Origin of the sequence: Microcystis sp. M44BS1, assembly GCF_020244875.1 — a bacterium.
GTDB classification, from domain to species: Bacteria; Cyanobacteriota; Cyanobacteriia; order Cyanobacteriales; family Microcystaceae; genus Microcystis; species Microcystis panniformis.
The window spans coordinates 1-18,705 of sequence record NZ_JADBVM010000318.1 but is presented as its reverse complement, the minus strand read 5'-3'; the positions used below and the strand labels follow the sequence as shown (position 1 = coordinate 18,705).

Genomic DNA, 18,705 nt, shown 5'->3' with positions numbered 1-18,705 from the left:
TAAGTATAACACAGTTTACCTACAAATGGTAGAATTAAAATCGTGCTTCGCAGTCAATATCCTGGTCGGATTTCATCCCCCGCAAAGGTTGATGTCTTGTCGAAAAATTTAGCGGGGGCATTCATCCGACATTTTAGGTAACCGAATTAGCCCAACTCGACTGCGATTTTATCCTTCCCTCCCGCACTCACCATATCGACGGTTTGACATCCTCACAATCAGATTAGAATACGGATAAAAAATTTTGACTTTGCTGGTATCAGATGCGAGTTTTTCTGCCGATTCTCTGTTTATGTCTAGGAATAGGGGAATTTTTCCTCAATCCCCCCATTAGTCCCGTCAATTCCCTTCCCGCAACCACGGTAACTCGAACAGAAACCCGTTTGCTGCTGAATTTAAAAAAAAGACGGGTTTTTGTTTACCAAGGACAGAAAATAATCGCTTCTTACCCAGTGGCGATCGGTCGTCGGGGTTGGGAAACCCCAACGGGAGAATTTAGGGTGATTCAGATGGTGCGGGAACCAGTCTGGGAACATCCTTTCACCGGGCAACTGGTGCCATCGGGAAAAAACAACCCTTTAGGGGCGCGTTGGATCGGATTTTGGACCGATGGCGCCAATTTTATCGGTTTTCACGGTACACCGCAAGAAAATCTCATCGGCCGGGCCGTCTCCCACGGTTGCGTCAGGATGCGCGATCGAGATATAAAGGCTTTATTTGAAAGGGTAAAAATCGGCACTTCGGTGATAGTAATCGCTCAATAAGTAGGGTCTGCTGAAAAAGTTTCTTGGTGAGGTTAGGAGTCTGTCGTCGGTCGTCAGCAGTAATTTAGATAGTCAAGAGTTTAAAATGAGAGAAACTAAGCCAAGAGGATAAGCGGTGAATATTATTGAACTAATCGGGATCGTGGCGGGAATATTAACCACTGTCTCCTTTTTACCCCAAGTGATTAAAACTTGGCGTTATCGTTCGGCTAAGGACTTGTCCCTAACTATGTTTATTTGCTTTTGTCTGGGGGTTTTTCTTTGGCTAATCTACGGGATTTATATGAGCAGTAAACCGATTATTGTCGCTAATTTTGTTACTTTTATCTTAGCGGGGACAATTCTCTATTTTAAGATTAAATATGATTAAAACAACTGACAATCCCTTGCCTCCCTATTTGCTCACGTCATGACAATTCTACAATTTATCCCCACATCTAGCCACGGAGAGCGGATTTTTAGGTTAATTTATCTCAAATGTCGGGGTGAAGACCCTCAGTTTTACTGATGGGATGAAACCGTTCGGCTGAACTCACGGCCGAAGCCCCGACCAACCTAGAACAGCACTTCGACAAGCTCAGTGACACGAAGCACGATTAAAGGTCTAAAAGTCCTATCGAACAATGTTTTTAGATTTATTCAGCCAACCCTATCTAGGGTGTTTTTGAGACTTTTTCCATCTATATATAATATAGCCAATTTATATCATCTCTTTGTCCATATTCTTGTAATGCCCATTCATTAAACACTTTTAACAAACTCTGCCATTTAACTCCCATCATTACCCTTCTAATTGTTGAATAGGATGGGACTCTTTCTGGAATTATGTTAAATTCTTGACTGAGCCTGTGCCGATTATTTTTAGCAAACTCTCCTAGCTCTCTATAACTTAAGTATCCTAGCATTGTTCCCAGTATTATTACTACTAATACTATCCATAAAGGGTGTCTTTTTCCTTGATCTTTCCGAAAGTCCTTGACTTGTTTCAGTTTTTCTATTAAGCTCAACATATATTTTAAAGGTTGGCGGTCACTTCTCATTTTACAAAGACAGTGATCGCTTTTACTTTTGATATTCTGATGGGAGAATGAAATAGCCCTACGTTGACGCGACCACCCTAAAAAAGTGGCGTGGTGAGGAATCGCCGTCCGTTTTACGCCGGCGAGGATGTCAAATGATCGAGTTAAACCTGAGCATCAAGATTCTACCATGGAGATCGAACGTCTTAACGCCCTTTCCGATAATTATATTTTCCTCCTCTACGATCGAGCGCAAAAAATCGCAGCCGTGGTGGATCCGGCGGAACCTGAACCCGTTTTCAGGCGATTAGAGGCTTTACAGGTGGATTTAGTCGCTATTTTCAATACCCATCACCACGGCGACCATGTGGGGGCTAATCAGGCTTTAATTAATCGTTATCCCCATCTTTGTGTTTATGGGGGAAAGGAGGATCGCGGTCGCATTCCGGGGCAGCAGCTGTTTTTAGCGGAGGGGGATCGGGTGGAATTTGCCGGTCGCTCGGCCGAGGTTTTCTTTGTCCCCGGCCACACTCGCGCTCATATTGCCTACTATTTTCCCCCAGTTAACCCCGGAGATTACGGCGAGTTATTCTGTGGCGATACCCTGTTTTCGGGGGGTTGTGGTCGTTTATTTGAGGGAACACCGGGGCAAATGGTGGCTTCTTTAACTAAATTGCGATCGCTGCCTGACCAGACCAGGGTTTGGTGCGCTCACGAATATACGTTAAATAATTTAAAGTTTGCCTTGACAGTTGACCCTAATAATGCTGCTCTGCAACAGCGTTATCGGGAAGTGGAGAAAAATCGCGCCCAAGATCTTCCCACGATTCCAGCAATTTTGGGGACGGAAAAGCTGACTAATCCTTTTTTGCGTTGGGATAGTCCCGCTTTGGCAATGACCATGGATAGCAACGAACCAGTACAAGTGTTTGCACGGCTGCGGGGGAAAAAAGATAATTTTTAAGTGGTAGCTAAGTAGGTAGGTGTTAAAAACTGTCAAAACCCCCCTTATTAAGGGGGGTAGGGGGGATATCCCCTGATTAAGGGGGGTAGGGGGGATATCCCCTGATTAAGGGGGGTAGGGTTGATTGATGGTAGGGTTGATTCATGAATCAACCCTACTAGGGGGTAGGGGGGATCAAAGGCAAAATCTATCTCTACAAGCTCAAAGGTTGCGGATCTAACTTCAAATCGGCAAGACTGACATCACCGTGACCATTTACCGCCACCTCTAGGGGCAAATTGCCGTGATAAGCTTGGATTAACAGGTTTTTTAAGTCCTCGATCAGGGGATAACGGGGATTGGCTCCAGTACACTGATCATCGAAAGCTTGTTCAGCTAAATGGTCTAATTTGGCCATAAATTCGGCTTCACTTTCGGGAATTACCTCTTTAATACTGGCCGGAATACCGATTTCCCGTTTTAAACATTCGATCGCTAATACCAATCTTTCCACACTTTCGGTCTCGCTTTCTCCTCCCAATCCCAGGGAATGGGCGATCCTGGCATAGCGCCATTTTACGTTAGGATATTTGTACTGAGAGAAGGTGGCCTGTTTAAAGGGGGCATCGGTGGCATTATAGAGGATGACGTGGGAAATCATCAAAGCATTGGCCAGACCGTGGGGAATGTGGAAAATTGCCCCCAATTGGTGAGCCATGGAGTGACAGATGCCTAAAAAGCCATTGGCAAAGGCCATTCCTGCCATTGTCGCCGCGTAATGGACTTTTTCCCGCGCTTTCGGGTCTTTAGCTCCGTTATGATAGGAACTGGGCAGATATTTAAACAGCAGTCGGATGGCATCTTGAGCAAGAGCATTAGTATATTCTGAGGCTAAAACCGAGACGTAGGACTCAAGAGCGTGAGTTAAAGCGTCAATTCCGCCGTAGGCTGTCAATTTTTTCGGCATATTCAGCACTAATTCCGGATCAACAATTGCCATGCTGGGAGTTAGGGCATAATCTGCCAAAGGATACTTAATATTATTACGGCGATCGGTCACGACGGCGAAGGGAGTCACTTCCGATCCTGTTCCCGAAGTGGTGGGAATACACACCATCAGAGCTTTTTCGCCTAAAGGGGGCAATTCATAGACTCGTTTGCGGATATCCATAAAACGCATGGCCAAGCTCTCGAATTCTATCTCTGGATGCTCGTAGAGTAGCCACATGATTTTAGCCGCATCCATGGGGGAACCACCACCGATAGCGATAATTACATCGGGATTGAAGGTATTAATCACGCTTAAACCGCGTTCGACGGTTTCCAGGGAAGGATCGGGTTCCACATCATAAAAGATATTAACCGTGATGCCGATTTCTTCTAAAATTTCCTGTAAAGGTGCGGTAACTCCTAGGTCGAAAAGAGGTTTATCGGTGACAATAAAGGCCCGTTTTTTGCCGGCTAATTCCCGAATAGCGATCGGTAATGACCCGTATTTAAAATATACTTTTGGTGGTACTCGGAACCAAAGCATATTTTCCCGGCGCTCGGCCACGGTTTTAATATTTAATAGGTGGGTAGGTTCGACGTTTTCACTGATGGAATTACCGCCCCAAGTGCCACAACCGAGGGTTAAACTAGGATCGAGACGGAAGTTATAGATATCACCGATCGCACCTTGGGAGGAAGGGGTATTAATTAATACCCGGGCCGTTTCTACGTTGTCTTCAAAGCGTTTAATATGTTCCCGATTTGAGGGTGCGGTATAAAGCACGGCCGTATGACCTCGACCGGCAAATAAGACCAGTTTTTCGGCTTTTTTTACCCCATCTTCAAAGTCTTTTGCCCGGTACATGGCTAAAATTGGCGAGAGTTTTTCGTAGGAAAATGGTTCCTCTAAGCCAATATTTTCCACTTCTCCGATTAGTAAGCGGGTATCTTCGGGAACAGAAATTCCAGCCATGTCGGCTAATTTTTCTACCGGTTGACCGACGATATCGGGGTTGATATGACCATCTTTTAGGAGAATCCCGACGACTTTTTGCCTTTCTTCGGGGGAAAGAAGATAGGCCCCGCGATCAATAAATTCCTGTCGAACTTCTTCATAGATGCTATCGACAACGATTACCGATTGTTCGGAGGCGCAAATCATGCCGTTATCGAAGGTTTTACTGAGAATAATCGAGGAAACGGCCATTTTTATGTGAGCGGTTTCGTCAATTAAAGCGGGGGTATTGCCGGCACCGACTCCTAAGGAAGGTCTTCCCGAAGAATAGGCCGCTTTTACCATACCGGGACCGCCGGTAGCGAGGATTAAATTAATGCAGGGATGTTGCATTAATGCTTGGGAAAGTTCCACCGATGGCTGATCGATCCAACCAATAATACCAGCCGGTGCGCCCGCTTTCACGGCCGCTTCCAAGACTATTTTGGCCGCTGCGATCGTGCAGTCTTTGGCTCGCGGATGGGGGGAAAAAATGATGCCGTTGCGGGTTTTCAGGGCAATTAGGGCTTTAAAAATGGCTGTAGAGGTAGGATTTGTGGTGGGTACGATCCCCGCTAAAATGCCCACGGGTTCGGCGATTTTTTGCAATCCAAAGGATTTATCTTCTTCGATAATGCCGCAGGTTTTGCTGTGTTTATACTTGTTGTAGATGATTTCTGAGGCAAAATGGTTTTTAATCACTTTATCCTCTATTACTCCCATCTCTGTCTCTTGTACGGCCATTTTAGCTAGGGGAATGCGAGCGTTGTTGGCTGCTAATGCCGCTTTTTTGAAGATAAGATCTACTTGTTCTTGGCTATAGTTGGCAAATTGTTGTTGAGCTTTTTTTACCTGTTGAATCAGTTCTTCTAGCTCTTGTCTATTGGTAACTGTCATAACAATTTTGTGGATGAAATTAGACATTTTATTTTCTTATAGCGTTTTTCGGCAAGGGATTCACTTAATCTTGGGATTTTCTTTATAGTTTCCTAAGAATTGGTATTATAGGATACTAATCCTAAATCCATTGAGCATAGGTAACATATCAGGACAGGCACTCATGCAAGAGGCACTCATGCAAAGGGGAGAATAAATAATCAGTTTTTAATAACTGGATTTAGTATAAATTAGGATTGACCAGTACCTAGAAAAAGTTTGAGGACAGAGACTCAATGATCAAGTTACCAGAAATTCAAGCTGGTGTTCGAGAAGCTGGTTCTATTCCGCGCTCCTTGAGTGAAAAGTTTAAAGTTGATCACAGCTTGGCAACGGATTCAGGGTGAGATTCAACATCAAACTAGGATATCTCTAAACTCTAGAAAATCAATATCTTCAGAGCCACCGAATCAAAGAGAATTAAATCACTCAATTTTGATGGTGTTTTGAATAATTAATCTAAACCCAGTTTCTTGGCGAAATTTTTCCATCCTCTCCTGTTGTGAAGTCTGAAAGTTAGGCTTTTTGTTATTAGCAATGTAGGCTTTTCTGGACGAATAATCCTCTATACCATGATTTTCAATAAATACCCGAATTGTGTTTCTTAGTTGCTCTTCTCCGTCTCCTACCCACCCCGAATTTTTCCCCTTTCGTTCTTTTAATTCTACAAAAATCAAACAATTAGCATAGGTCAGCATTCCATCACAGCCTTTATCCATACCACTACCATCGACTTTTCTAATTTCAATACATTTATCAATAGCGGTAAATGTCACTTCAATTTCTTGAGAGTTTTCCACAATAGCAATCCAATCACTGGGATTTTCTGTATCTAAATAAGCGGGAGTTTCTGGGGGAAATGGCGGATCACAAATTCCAAATTCATGCCGATGGGTTTGACTCTGACATTTTTTATCAAAGAAATTTATCTTCATAACTGTTCTTCGATTTCTAGTAAATCATCAAAAAGCTGATTTGTCTCTCCCAGGGAAAGATTGAGATAATTTTCATCAGAAGGTAAACCATTATATGTAGCAAGTTCTCGGATTTCTCCTTGCTCTGTTAATTCATATACAATAGCATCTTCTGCCGCTATACAAGAGGCTTTTGGGACAATTTGGTTGAGCTTTTCTTGGAGATAATCGGCGTTAGAAATCGCTGATGATAGGATTTTTTTGATAACTTTATCCGCTTTGATAGCTAGGGTTAGATCGTTGATAATATAAGGACTATGAGTAGTCAAAATTAGTTTATTTCCCTGGGTTAAATTAGCAAATTCAAATAATTTATATAAAATCTTTCTCTGAGATTGGGGAAATAGATTCTGCTCGATTTCTTCCACAATATTTACAAAACACTCATTGCGGTATTTAGAAGATAACACTTCTAGTGCTGCCCTTTTTAGGTCATCGGAAAGATTATCATTAGAGAGAATTTTCTCGATTTCCATTTTTAATCTTTTTTGCTCCTCTCCACTGAGTTCATTGCGGGAATTTTCTTGAGTTCGATTAATCGATAAAGCAATATTTCGAGAAACGAGAAATAAAGGAACAAAAGACTGAAAACCACTGGAAGCTTCTGATAGATTTAGTTGATAATCACTACCCACAATCTTTGCCAGTCTATTGAGTTTATCAAATTCCAATTTAACCTCACCTACTGGCAAAGTCAAACTGCCAGATAATTCCTGTTGTGAGCGATCCAATTCTTCCCAGAAAGTATATAATGATTCTGGCAGTCCTTTGAGTTTTTCTGGCCATCTTACTGCACTCAAAAAGTTTCGCTCTGCTGGTACATACATAATTTTTGGTACTCGATACTTTGGATTATCAGTACGCTCGATCGATAATTTAGCATTTTCAAAACTAATTCGATAAACATCTCCATTGTATTCAATTTGGGTTTCGGGTAAAAAGTAATTGGTTAAATTTTGGTATTGACAAAAAGATTTAACAAAACGATTATATTTAGTCACATATTTTTCCTCTAAATCCCCACGATATAGAGCTTTTTCCAACCAGCTTAATGTTGATATTAATTTAGCAATGCTACTTTTTCCAGTTCCTTGATTACCGATAAAAATCGTTACTTTCCGAACGTCGATAAAACCATCATTTTCTAGTAAACCCGCCTTAATTGGACCGAAGTTTTTAACTTTAATTTGGCTCATTGTTATCCCCTTGATTGACGATAAGTGGGTGGGTGGAATTAAATATAAGATGAACGTAGGTTGGGTTGAAGCATGAAACCCAACACCTGCTCATGTTACGCTACCGCTAACCCATCCTACAAATAATTGTGCCTCCCTACTTAATAAATTTTGGCCAGTAATTTGTCCCGAAAAAAGCTCGTGTTGAACACGAGCTAAATTAACTAACTTCAAGGACTAACTAACCACCAACCTTAACTACTGGTTTAAAACTAGGAACAACCAGTTCACTATCCTGTTTAGTCAGCTTATTGTATAAGCGTTCCGTATTGGGGAAATTAGCGGCCGGTAGAGTCGGGAAACGACGATAGGGAACCGTATCTTCACCAAATAATTGTAGGTATTCCATGCTATTAACCATGGCACCGATAAAGGCTTTTAATCCCTGAGTTGCCAGAATTTGGTTATATTTCTGGATTTCTTTTTGATTCAAGGGAGCGCGACCTAAGAAGTGCTTGGTTCCCAATTCAATTACTTTCGTATTCGGATAGGGAGCATAGAATTCTTTCAGGTAAAGATCCGAACCACCTAAACCCTCAATAAACTCTTTCACCGTGATCTCAGCATTGCTTAATTTACTCTCTAAAGCGGTAAATTCGGCATTGATGATATAGGGTTCGAGATCACGTTCAAAAATCTGACGATAGGCGGCGCGAACAGTATTTTGTACGGCAACTTTATCGAGATTAGTTAACAGTTTAAAGACCTTAGTTTGTTCCCGTTGAACCGTGACACCTTGACCGACACGAGATTGAATATCGGGTTCAGTGCGAATCGAGATCGACGGTGTACCCAATTCAATAAAGCGGGGGGTTTCCTCTTTATCAACTCTTTGGCCGATATCTTCGCGGAGATTACCCAAACGCACCATCCGTAACTGCATCCCTTGGGGAGTTAGATAGCGCTCGTAGGGAACCGTATCTTCGCCAAAAGCTTCCGTATATTCAGGACTATCGATAATGGCATCGATTAAAGCATAGAAGCCTTTTTTCGAGCAGATATCGAAGTATTGATTCATTTCCTGACGACCGTAGGTGGGACGACCGAGCAGACGACGGTGAATATATTCGATCGCTTTTACCACATAGAGAGGAGTCCAGTAGATTTTCCGGAAAGTCTCGGATTTAGCTAGGGTTTTGATAAACTCGCGCAGAGTAATATCGCCATTTTCCAACTTAATCTCGGCCACGGATAAACGCTGACCTTCGTAGGGCATTCGACCGAAAACCTGACGATAAGCCGCTAAAATCACTCTTTGGGTGGAACTTTCGCCAAATTTAACGCTTACCCCATTACTAGAACCGGGTAACTCGTTATTGAGACGGAAAACTTTCGGTCCCAAAGTACCGGGGAATTCACCTCGGGCGCCGGGGTTGCTATTTTGGTTATTAGTGGCAGGTCCGCGGTGGATGAGGATACGTTTGCTATCTTTACCAAAGGGAGCGGGACTAGAACTAGGTTCCCGGGTTTCTTTCGGGAAAATTGCCCCAAATTGGATTTCTAGGGGGTCATTTCCAGAACCGTAAACGTGCTGATCCGGTAAGGGGCGATCGTATTTAGCAAAGGTGGTGATAAATTGGGGAACTTTGCGGAAAGGTGCGCTGTAGTTAAACAGGTCAATCTGCATCCCCCAGTTACGACATTCCTGCGCTTCTGCACCCAAACCACGGAGATAGGGAACGGTTTCTTCGCCGAAATAGTCAGAATACTCCTGAGAATCGACTAAAGCATCGATTAAGGCCGCTAAACCGCCGCTAGAGACGATCGAGAAGTATTTCTGCACTTCTTCCCGGGAGGAAGGACCGCGACCGAGGAAATGACGGAAAGCCAATTCTAGGGCGCGACTATTGATAAAAGGTTCAAAGAACTGTTTACGATAGAGAGGCGATTTACCGAGACGACGGACGAATTCTTTCATCGAGATGTCGCCGTTTTTCACCTTCGATTCTAGATCAGAAATCGACTGACTATAGGCGCGGGTGATGTCCCGTTCAAAAATTTGTCTGTAGGCAGCCTTGATAATCGAAGATTTTTCCGACTCCGATAAACCGGTTTTCATGACAAACTTTTGCCGTTTTTCGGCACCATTGTAGTAGCTTTGGGGAAGACTTAAACCCTGTTGGTCACTACTGGGACGCTGACGCAGTTTATTAGAGGGGGTGGGGGCTTTTAATTCCCCTAGTAGGATATTGAAATAGTCACTGATTAAAGTGGCCGCATCCTTGTCTCTCTGGAAATACTCGATCGAAGCGGCCCGCATTTCCTGTAGGGCCACGATGGTGGCATCAATAGAACAGGCATTTTCGAGAACTTCCCTTAAACCGCGGGTATTAACGATCAGGATACTGGTATCACCAGCCACGATCGCATAGGTAATATAACGCAGGAACCAGGATAAATCCCGGAGGGACTTCTGCATATTGCTCGGACCGTAACGAGAGACGTTAATCGGTCGGAATCCGGGGGGAATCGGGCCGCTAGAGGCGAAAATCCCCTTTAAGCCACCGAGGATGCCACTACCGCCACCAGACCCGCTTTCAGCGTAGGTAACGGTTCCTAATTTCATCCCTTCCTGGACGTTGATAACTTTACCCGCACCCACCCGGGCCAATTCTTCCACGGGGGGTTTTTCTAGGTAGGCCATGGGTGAACCACCGGTAAAAATCCGGTTAGCTGCCCGCGAGACGATCAGATCGGAGTTCCGGGTGAGCGTTTGGGCAATATCTAAACGCTTGCTCCCCGATTGGAAGTAGGCGATCAGTTCGTTGAGTTCGGGTTTATCGAGAAAGCGGTCTTGTTGTTCTGCTTGGGTAATGGCAGATACCGGGACGGTTTGATAGAGTTGGGGACGCGCTAAGGAGCTGCCACCGCTTGCCTTAAGACTCATTGGATTTTAACTATCTCCCTTGACGATGTGCTGAGTTCTCCAATCGTGGAGGCGATCGGTCTTAAAACCAGATGTTTAAAAATTTAATCAGCATCTAGATTAAAACTTTTTGCGCTTCCTGAGATAGTTTATTAAGAATTATATAGATTTTTTTCGCTCAAGTTGCCGATTGGTCTATTCTGACACCCCACCTGTATGGGAGGCTAACCAGTCTAAATAGGTCTGTGAACCCGCCACAATCGGTAAAGCGATGATTTCTGGGACGGCATAGGTATGAAGTTCCTGTATCTTCGCCGATAACTGCTCAAACTGCTTTAAATCGGTTTTAATCGCTAATTGCCATTCCGACTCTTTTTCAATCTGTCCCTGCCAACTATAAATGGAACGCATCGGGTAAATACTGACACAAGCGGCTAGGCGATCGTTAACTAAGGCGATCGCTAAGTTTTCCGCTTCCGTTTCGCTGGCCGTTGTCACCAGCACCACTCCAAAACCGGTTAATCTTTCAATCATAAGTAGTCGTGCAAAATAAATTTCCTAGTGAAGATAGGCACTCATGCAATAGGCAACCCCCCCTGCTCCCCCGACATCGGGGGGGTCGGAAGAATAGATAATCAGTCTTTAATAACCGGATTTAGTATGATAACCGATAACTGATCACTGATAACTGATAACTGATCACTGATCACTGAATTTAGGTGATCGCTTTTTCTAAAGCGGCCAGATCGGGAATACAGAGAGATTCCTGCTGTCGTTGAATCAGGCCTTTTTTCTGCAATTTGGTCAAGGAGCGGGTCACAGTTTCCCGGGCCAGTCCACTAATACTACTCAATTCTCGGTGAGGTAAATTAGGAATTATCACACCCTGGCCGCTTTTTTCTCCTTGACCTTCGGCTAAAAAGAGTAAAGTATCGGCGACTCTGGAGAGACTATCGGCCTCGCGCAAACGTAAACGCCGGTTAAGTTGACGCAAACGCTTGGCCATTAACTGAGAAAGACGAATTCCCGCTAAAGGTTCCGATTTGAGCAGATTAACAAAATCTTGGGCGGGAATACTGCTAATTGTGGCCGTGGTTAAGGTGATAGCATCGCTGGAGCGGGTAGATTCGTCTAAAGCGGCCATTTCTCCGACTATTTCCCCTTTACCGACGATATTTAAGGTGACTTCTTTACCCGAACTATCGTAAGTACGAATTTTCACCCAACCATCCAGAATAAAGTAAACCGAACCACCCCAATCATTTTCTAATAAAATCGCCCGATTAGCAGGATGAATGCGGGTGACAGCATGAGAAGTAACTTGATCGATGGTTTTAGGGGGTAAACCGACCAATAAGGTGGCTGTATCCAATAATTTTTGAATCTCTGCTGATTTTTCCGCAGGATAGCGTTTTTCTTCCATAGTTTAATATTTAAATTTTGTTCGTTTTAAGTGGGTGATTCTACAATAGACAGTTGTGGGTATTTTTATTTATCTAGTGACCGATAAACAGGATTTTTCCTCCCTACTGACCGAGATCGATCGGATTCTTTCTGGGGTGATTTCGTCTCTAGTTAACCCGCAAGAAGTTACTTCCGAGACAATTATCGCCACTCGTCAACATTTAGAATCGGCCAGAGTGATGCTTTCTCCTTTATTATTGCCTGATCGAATCCCTGAAGTTGCCCGTTGGTCCCTGGGAATGGAGGTACAACCACCAGGGGTGAAAATCGTCTTTTTTCGGGAAAGCCAAGGATTAATCGATTTTTATCCTCTTTCTTGGAGTCTGGCAACGGGAACAAGCGATCGCTTACCCTGCTCCCAGGTGGACGAATATCTAATTAGTTGGCTATCTCATCGGGATTTTAGCACCGATTCTTGGCTCTGGGAAGCCTTAGAGCGATTAGAAGCTATCATTATCACCGACGATGGGGAAACCTCCACGGATGACCTGAAAAAAGCCCTTCTCAGCGCGCAACTAATACCCCCCGATCGCCTCTCTAGTCTGGAAACAGCGATCGCTACTGCTCTGGCCTATATCCCCACTAGTCACCAACCCCAAACCCAAACCCTACTGGTGGTCGAAGGTAAACGAGAGACTACCACTTTAGCACTGCTGGAAGTCCCGCCGCAAACTCGCTCTTTATCCCGTCAAGCGATCGCTCTGAGCCATTTTAACTACGGGGAAAACACCTATGAACGAGCCATACTCTCTCAGTTAATTTATCCTCTCTGGCGTTCTTTTTTGCCTCTTTCCCGCTCCGATCTCACCGATACTAATCCCTTAAAAAAATCTTTACTGGCAGCCGCTAGATTAACTAAATTAATCCTGCAAGAAGAAAGCGAATTTACCTCCTCTCTAGCCGGTCATACTTGGACGGTCAGTCGCAGCGATTTAAATAAGAAAGTGGTTATACCATATCTAGATAATTTAAGACAAAAAGTTAATGATTTGTTAGAAAAACAGCAAAAAAGTCTTGAAGATATCGATCAAATAATTTTTAGCGGTAATTTTTTCTTAACCATTTGGCCCTATTTTCTAACAGAAATACAGCAAGAATTTGCTGGTTGCAATCTAGAGTCCCCCAGTCAAGAAACCTTCTCACCAGCAATCTTGGGTTTGGGTCGTCTCTGTTTATTTTCGGCTCTTAGAGGTGAGAAGGTCAATAATGCTTAAAAAATCGACCTCAGCCTCAGTTAAAAGTCATAATTTAGGTGTGAATAGAATTTTTAGGGTAATTGTGGGGAATACTAAAAGGAAAACTTCGTATCTCACCATTAAGATAACTGCCGTAAACCCAACTGAACCCATTCTATTCAGAATCGTCATTATAAATATCTTGGAGAGTTTTATTTTCGTAGCGTTCCTGATCTTGATTTTTGCCGCGACGGGAAGGACGACGATATTTTTTATTGGCTAACTTGGGTTCGTAGGTTTCTTGACCTGCTTCTTTAATTTTTAACTTTAAACTTGACTCTTTTGTGCTAGTTTTCTGTAATGACTGTTCTCGTGCGATCGCTTCTTCTAAAAACTCTAAATAATGTTGGTAACGTTCCCAATCTCCCCTCACCACACAGTTAGGTTCCCGACGGTGAGTACAATCATTAAATTGACAATTTCCTAAAGCTAAACGCTGTCTCACTTCCGGAAAATAAAAAGTTAATTGTTCCGGTAAACAGTTAAGATCAGGTTGGTTAAAACCCGGACTATCGGCCAATAAACCCCGATTTGGTAAAGCAAATAACTGCACATGACGGGTAGTGTGACGACCTTTTTGCAGTTTTCCCGACACATCCCCCACCCGTTGGTTAATCTCAGGAATTAGGCAATTAATTAAACTCGATTTTCCCACCCCCGAAGGACCGGCCAAGAGAGTGATTTTATGGTTTAATTGTGCCAATAAAGCCTCAAATCCCCGATTTTTCTCGACACTGACAAAAAAAGGCTGGTATCCCCAAGCAGCTAGGCGATCGCCCCAGAGTTCTATTTGTTCCGGTTCCCCCAGATCAATTTTATTGACACAGACGGCAATTTCTAAGCCTGTGGACTCGGCTTTCACCAAAAAACGACTGATCAGCCAAGGATCGAGGACGGGTTCAGCAAGGGCAAAAACTAGCAAAATCTGCTCGATATTAGCAACGGCCGGCCGATCGATCTCGGTACTGCGGGGGAGGACTTCTGCGATCGCACCCTGCCGATCATCAAAATTGGCTTCCTCCACACGCACCCGATCACCAACCATCACCGATTGACCAATTTTTTGCAAGCGAGCGCGACGGGTACAGAGAAGATTCTCGCCCATAACGGCAGAATCCAAGCGTACCTGATAGAAATTCGCCTGTACGGCCACCACTGTACCGTATAAATCGGTTAATTGTGCATCTACCATTTAGGAATCGGGACGATAGACTTTGAGAACAAAAAAGCTATCTCGGTCCTCGATCGATTCTATCTGATAACCCTCCACTGTCAGGCTAGTGGGAACCTGTTCGATCGGTTCCCCGGCATCTAACCAGACTTCCAACCGTTCCCCGGCGGTCATTTTCTCTAATTGCAATTTTGTCCGGACAAAATTAATTGGGCAGGGAGTGCCGCGCAGGTCTAAAGTCATAATTATTTAGGGTTTGCTGAAAAAGTTTCTCCTAGGGGCAGGGTGTGGGGTGTGGGGTGTGGGGTGTGGGGTGTGGGGTGTGGGGAGAATAAATAAAATAATCTCCTATCTCCTGACTCCTGAATACTGACTCCTGCCGACGGCCCCCTGCCTCCGTTAACCGACAAGATTTTTAGATTTATTCAGCCTGCCCTATTTATGGAAGATATTACCTAAAAATCCCTCGATGCCGCCTTTCCCCACGGTTTCCCCGCGAACTTTCGCTATTTTTTCCAGTAAATCCCGTTCTTCTCCGGCGACACGGGTAGGAATCGAGATTTTAACGGTAATGCGATGATCACCGCGACTGACGGGATTGCCTAATTTAGGAACCCCCTTATTTTCTAAAATCAGTACGGTGTTCGGTTGAGTACCGGCAGGGATAGTCAGGTCTTCTTGGCCATCTACCGTATTAACTTTAATAGTACATCCTAAAATCGCTTGGATATAACTAATCGAGATATTCGATTTAATATCATTGCCTTCCCGTTGAAATTCTGTATCTGTTTCCACGGTTAGATAAACGAATAAATCCCCCGGCGGCCCGCCTTTAAGTCCTGCGTCTCCTTCCCGGGCAACGCGCAATTTCATGCCGTTGTCAACCCCCGCAGGAATGGTAATTTTCAGTTTTTTGGTTTCCTGTTTACGTCCGGAACCGCCGCAAACATCGCATTTTTCCTCGATCACTTCGCCAGCGCCGTCACAGGTGGGACAGACCGAAACCTGAGCAAAAGTACCGAAGGGAGTACGGGTGGCGCGACGTACCTGGCCAGCACCATTGCAAGTGGTACAAGTACGAGAACTGGTCCCAGGTCTGGCCCCACTGCCTTTACAGGTTTGACAGGTTTCCAGATGACGGATGCGGATTTCCTTTTCGCCGCCAAAGACCGCCTCGCGGAATTTTAGTCGAAAATCGAGACGTAGATCCTCGCCCCGGGTAGGGCCTGTGCGTCGGCGGGCCGTTGCTTGGCCGCCCATGCCCCCAAAACCACTAAAGATTGTCTCAAATATATCGGCGAAACCGCCCATATTGTCGGGATCAAAACCGGCAGCACCTCCAGAAACCCCGGCCTCACCAAAGCGGTCATAACGATTGCGGGTTTCCGGTTCCGAGAGAATTTCGTAGGCGCGGTTAATTTCTTTGAAGTGTTCCTCGGCTCCTGGTTCTTTGTTAACATCGGGATGGTATTTTCGGGCGAGACGACGATAGGCGCGTTTGATGTCTTCTTTGCCCGCATCTCGCGAGACACCTAGAATTTCGTAGTAATCAGTGGGCATAGGGGGCTATGGTTCTGCTGGCAATTTATAAATAAAGTTTAAGTCTAGTTGTTACTTTAACAAACTATACATAATAGTTTAGTTGGGTTATCCCTACTATTTTTTGGGTAAGGAAGTGGGGGAGTGGGGTGTGGGGTGTGGGGAGAAGGGGATAAAAAAGCTGAAAACTCACATCTGATTACTGATCACTGATCACTTTTTAATCTACGGCCTCGTAGTCACTGGCACTCATTTCTTCGCCATCGTAGGGGTGATCATCACTGCCCGATTTGCTGGCTTTAGTTTCCAGATTACTATAGGTTCTGGTTCTAGTGTGGGAGAAGGTTGGCCCGTCGGCGAAGATATTGGGGGGAGTGGTCCGGATGCGGGTGGGTCGGGTCAGTTTTTCGGTGACATCGATCGATTGAAAACCAGTACCGTTGAGGGGTTGGGTTTCCTCTTGTTTACCCGTGTAGATGCGGGTACCGATTTCGAGGACAATCTGACGAAATTCTTCCAGGGTGGTTTTTAGCTTTTCGGGGGATATGGAAGGGTCGCGCAGGGCGATTTCCAACTGTTGGCGCTTCTGGTCGGCCAGTTGCCGGATATCGGGGGCAACTAACTCGCTGTTTTCCCTGATGGTGACTTCGTAGCTATAGAAAAGACTATCGCATTGCTGGCGAATATCGATCATTTGCAGACGACCGCGATCAAATTCGGCGTATTTTTCGGCTTCTAGGCGCATTTTTTCAATTTCGTTCGGTTTCAGCCCTCCAGTATGACTAATTAAAATGCTTTGTTCTTTGCCGGTGCCTTGGTCGCTGGCGGCCACTTTCAAGATGCCGTTAACATCGATCTCGAAGGCCACTTCGATTTGTGGCATACCCCTAGGGGCGGGAGGAATTCCCGTCAGGAGAAATTTACCGAGGGTTTTATTATCCCGGGCCATGGCCCTTTCCCCTTGCAGAACATGAATTTCCACCGAAGTTTGACCATCGGCAGCGGTGGAGAAAACCTGAGATTTACTGGTGGGGATAGTGGTATTGCGATCGATAATTTTGGTAAAGACTTCGCCGAGGGTTTCAATGCCGAGGGAAAGGGGGGTGACATCGAGGAGGAGGACATCTGCCACTTCTCCACCTAAAACTCCCGCTTGAATCGCCGCCCCCAAAGCAACGGCCTCATCGGGGTTAACAGAGCGATCGATCTGGCCTGCAGAAAAGAAACGGGAGATTAATCGCTGTACGGCGGGGATTCTGGTGGAACCGCCCACGAGAATGACACGATTTATATCGCTAGGCTGCAGTTCGCTATCTTTGAGGGACTGTTGTACGGGTTCCAGGGTTTTTTCCACTAATTCTCTGGTTAATTCCTCGAATTTAGCGCGAGTTAGTTCCAATTCTAGGTGTTTAGGGCCAGTTTCGTCGGCGGCGATGAAGGGGAGATTGATCGAGGTGGTAATCAGGCTAGAAAGCTCGATTTTGGCTTTTTCGGCGGCTTCTCGCAGTCTTTGGATCGCCATGCGATCGCTGGACAGATCGATGTTTTCTTGGCTTTGAAAGTTCTCCACCAGCCACCGCACTAAGAGGTTATCAAAATCGTCCCCCCCAAGATGGTTATTGCCGGCGGTGGCTTTCACTTCAAAGACTCCCTTCCCCAGTTGCAGGATGGAAACGTCGAAGGTTCCTCCCCCTAGGTCAAAAACGAGGATATGTTGATCTTCGTTTTGTTTATCTAAACCGTAGGCTAGGGCGGCGGCGGTGGGTTCGTTAATAATTCTTAATACTTCTAGTCCTGCGATTATCCCCGCGTCTTTAGTGGCCTGACGTTGGGCATCGGTAAAATAGGCGGGAACTGTAATCACGGCCTCGTTAATCGGTTCTCCCAGATAGGCCTCAGCATCGGCCTTTAATTTTTGCAGGATCATGGCCGAGATTTCTTGGGGGGTAAATTCCCGATCGCGAATTTTGATATTGACGGTATCATCGCGACCGCGTTGGCAATGATAGGCAACTCGTCCCCTTTCTACCTCGGTGTCTTGCCAACGCCTACCGATAAAGCGTTTGATGCTATAGACGGTATTTTCGGCATTAGTGACCGCTTGACGTTTGGCCAGTTGTCCCACTAGGCGCTGGCCTTTGCCGAATCCCACGATACTAGGAGTTGTCCTTCCCCCTTCCGAGTTGGGAACTATAATCGGCTGACCTCCTTCGAGTACCGCAACACAACTGTTGGTTGTCCCTAAGTCGATGCCGATGACTTTTCCCATGACGCTCTAAATAATAACGATAGTTAATAGGATACAATCGTTTACAAAAATTATCCCCCAATTAGAAACGGGCTTTTTACCTCGTCTAATCTTGCCGAGGTTGACATCCTCACCGCCGTACACGGACGGTGATTCCCAAACCTCACGATTTGGGTTTCTGCTTCTGGTAGTGATTCGGTAGTAGTGGTAAGCCATCTTGCTTATCTGGACTGAGTCGTGTAGAATATTTACTAATAAAAATAATTGCTTGATAAATGTTGGGGATTTGCTTTTTATGATTGCTATTTTTATCAATATCTTCTCTTG

At 44.9% G+C, this 18,705-nt stretch carries 14 protein-coding genes and 1 pseudogene; 4 read left to right on the top strand and 11 right to left on the bottom strand.

All coding sequences use genetic code 11. The annotated features are described in order from the left end of the window. The first annotated feature begins 263 nt into the window (after positions 1-263). Positions 264-764 carry a L,D-transpeptidase gene (locus IM515_RS23545; RefSeq protein WP_287629212.1) on the top strand — a complete coding sequence of 167 codons (501 nt, stop codon included), beginning with the start codon at positions 264-266 and terminating at the stop codon, positions 762-764. A gap of 115 nt (positions 765-879) precedes the next feature. Continuing rightward, the gene (locus IM515_RS23540) at positions 880-1,134 is read left to right on the top strand and encodes a SemiSWEET transporter (protein ID WP_002743903.1); all 255 of its coding nucleotides are present in this window, start codon (positions 880-882) and stop codon (positions 1,132-1,134) included. A gap of 284 nt (positions 1,135-1,418) precedes the next feature. Here the strand turns inward: IM515_RS23540 and IM515_RS23535 are convergent. Next, positions 1,419-1,774 (bottom strand): annotated as a pseudogene (locus IM515_RS23535) (transposase family protein); the annotation flags it as partial. Positions 1,775-1,973: 199 nt separating this feature from the next. Here IM515_RS23535 and gloB point away from each other — a divergent pair. Beyond that, on the top strand, positions 1,974-2,747 hold the full coding sequence (gene gloB / locus IM515_RS23530) for a hydroxyacylglutathione hydrolase (protein WP_072926024.1): 774 nt from the start codon (positions 1,974-1,976) through the stop codon (positions 2,745-2,747). 193 nt (positions 2,748-2,940) lie between these two features. Here the strand turns inward: gloB and adhE are convergent, their stop codons facing one another. From adhE to IM515_RS23500, 6 genes are all read right to left on the bottom strand, one after another. Next, entirely contained in the window at positions 2,941-5,607 is a 2,667-nt protein-coding gene (gene adhE / locus IM515_RS23525) for a bifunctional acetaldehyde-CoA/alcohol dehydrogenase (RefSeq protein WP_287629213.1), read from the bottom strand. Positions 5,608-6,071: 464 nt separating this feature from the next. Continuing rightward, positions 6,072-6,581 (bottom strand): hypothetical protein, encoded by a 510-nt coding sequence (locus IM515_RS23520; protein ID WP_287629211.1) that lies wholly within the window; start codon positions 6,579-6,581, stop codon positions 6,072-6,074. Further along, positions 6,578-7,816, bottom strand: coding sequence for an AAA family ATPase (locus IM515_RS23515; protein WP_287629210.1), 1,239 nt, complete (start codon positions 7,814-7,816; stop codon positions 6,578-6,580). Before IM515_RS23515 ends, IM515_RS23520 begins: the two co-directional genes overlap by 4 nt. Before the next feature lie 220 nt (positions 7,817-8,036). After that, the gene (locus IM515_RS23510) at positions 8,037-10,742 is read right to left on the bottom strand and encodes a phycobilisome rod-core linker polypeptide (protein WP_287629209.1); all 2,706 of its coding nucleotides are present in this window, start codon (positions 10,740-10,742) and stop codon (positions 8,037-8,039) included. Positions 10,743-10,916: 174 nt separating this feature from the next. Further along, positions 10,917-11,255 carry a divalent-cation tolerance protein CutA gene (gene cutA, locus IM515_RS23505; protein ID WP_002786832.1) on the bottom strand — a complete coding sequence of 113 codons (339 nt, stop codon included), beginning with the start codon at positions 11,253-11,255 and terminating at the stop codon, positions 10,917-10,919. Positions 11,256-11,436: 181 nt separating this feature from the next. Beyond that, entirely contained in the window at positions 11,437-12,144 is a 708-nt protein-coding gene (locus IM515_RS23500; protein ID WP_002771921.1) for a Crp/Fnr family transcriptional regulator, read from the bottom strand. A gap of 55 nt (positions 12,145-12,199) precedes the next feature. Between IM515_RS23500 and IM515_RS23495 the strand changes: the two genes are divergently transcribed. Further along, positions 12,200-13,399, top strand: coding sequence for an acetate and sugar kinases/Hsc70/actin family protein (locus tag IM515_RS23495; protein WP_287629208.1), 1,200 nt, complete (start codon positions 12,200-12,202; stop codon positions 13,397-13,399). 136 nt (positions 13,400-13,535) lie between these two features. Here IM515_RS23495 and rsgA read toward each other — a convergent pair whose 3' ends face one another. The 4 genes from rsgA to dnaK all read right to left on the bottom strand — a co-directional run bounded on the left by rsgA (position 13,536) and on the right by dnaK (position 18,399). Next, positions 13,536-14,612, bottom strand: a complete 1,077-nt coding sequence (rsgA, locus tag IM515_RS23490) for a small ribosomal subunit biogenesis GTPase RsgA (protein WP_287629207.1) — start codon at positions 14,610-14,612, stop codon at positions 13,536-13,538. Next, entirely contained in the window at positions 14,613-14,834 is a 222-nt protein-coding gene (locus tag IM515_RS23485) for a sulfurtransferase TusA family protein (RefSeq protein WP_002738399.1), read from the bottom strand. 192 nt (positions 14,835-15,026) lie between these two features. Then, positions 15,027-16,151: a molecular chaperone DnaJ gene (gene dnaJ, locus IM515_RS23480; protein ID WP_287629205.1), complete on the bottom strand. Its 1,125-nt coding sequence runs from the start codon at positions 16,149-16,151 to the stop codon at positions 15,027-15,029. 199 nt (positions 16,152-16,350) lie between these two features. After that, a complete protein-coding gene (gene dnaK, locus IM515_RS23475) occupies positions 16,351-18,399 on the bottom strand; it encodes a molecular chaperone DnaK (protein WP_287629204.1) in 2,049 nt (682 codons plus the stop codon). Positions 18,400-18,705 lie beyond the last annotated feature (306 nt).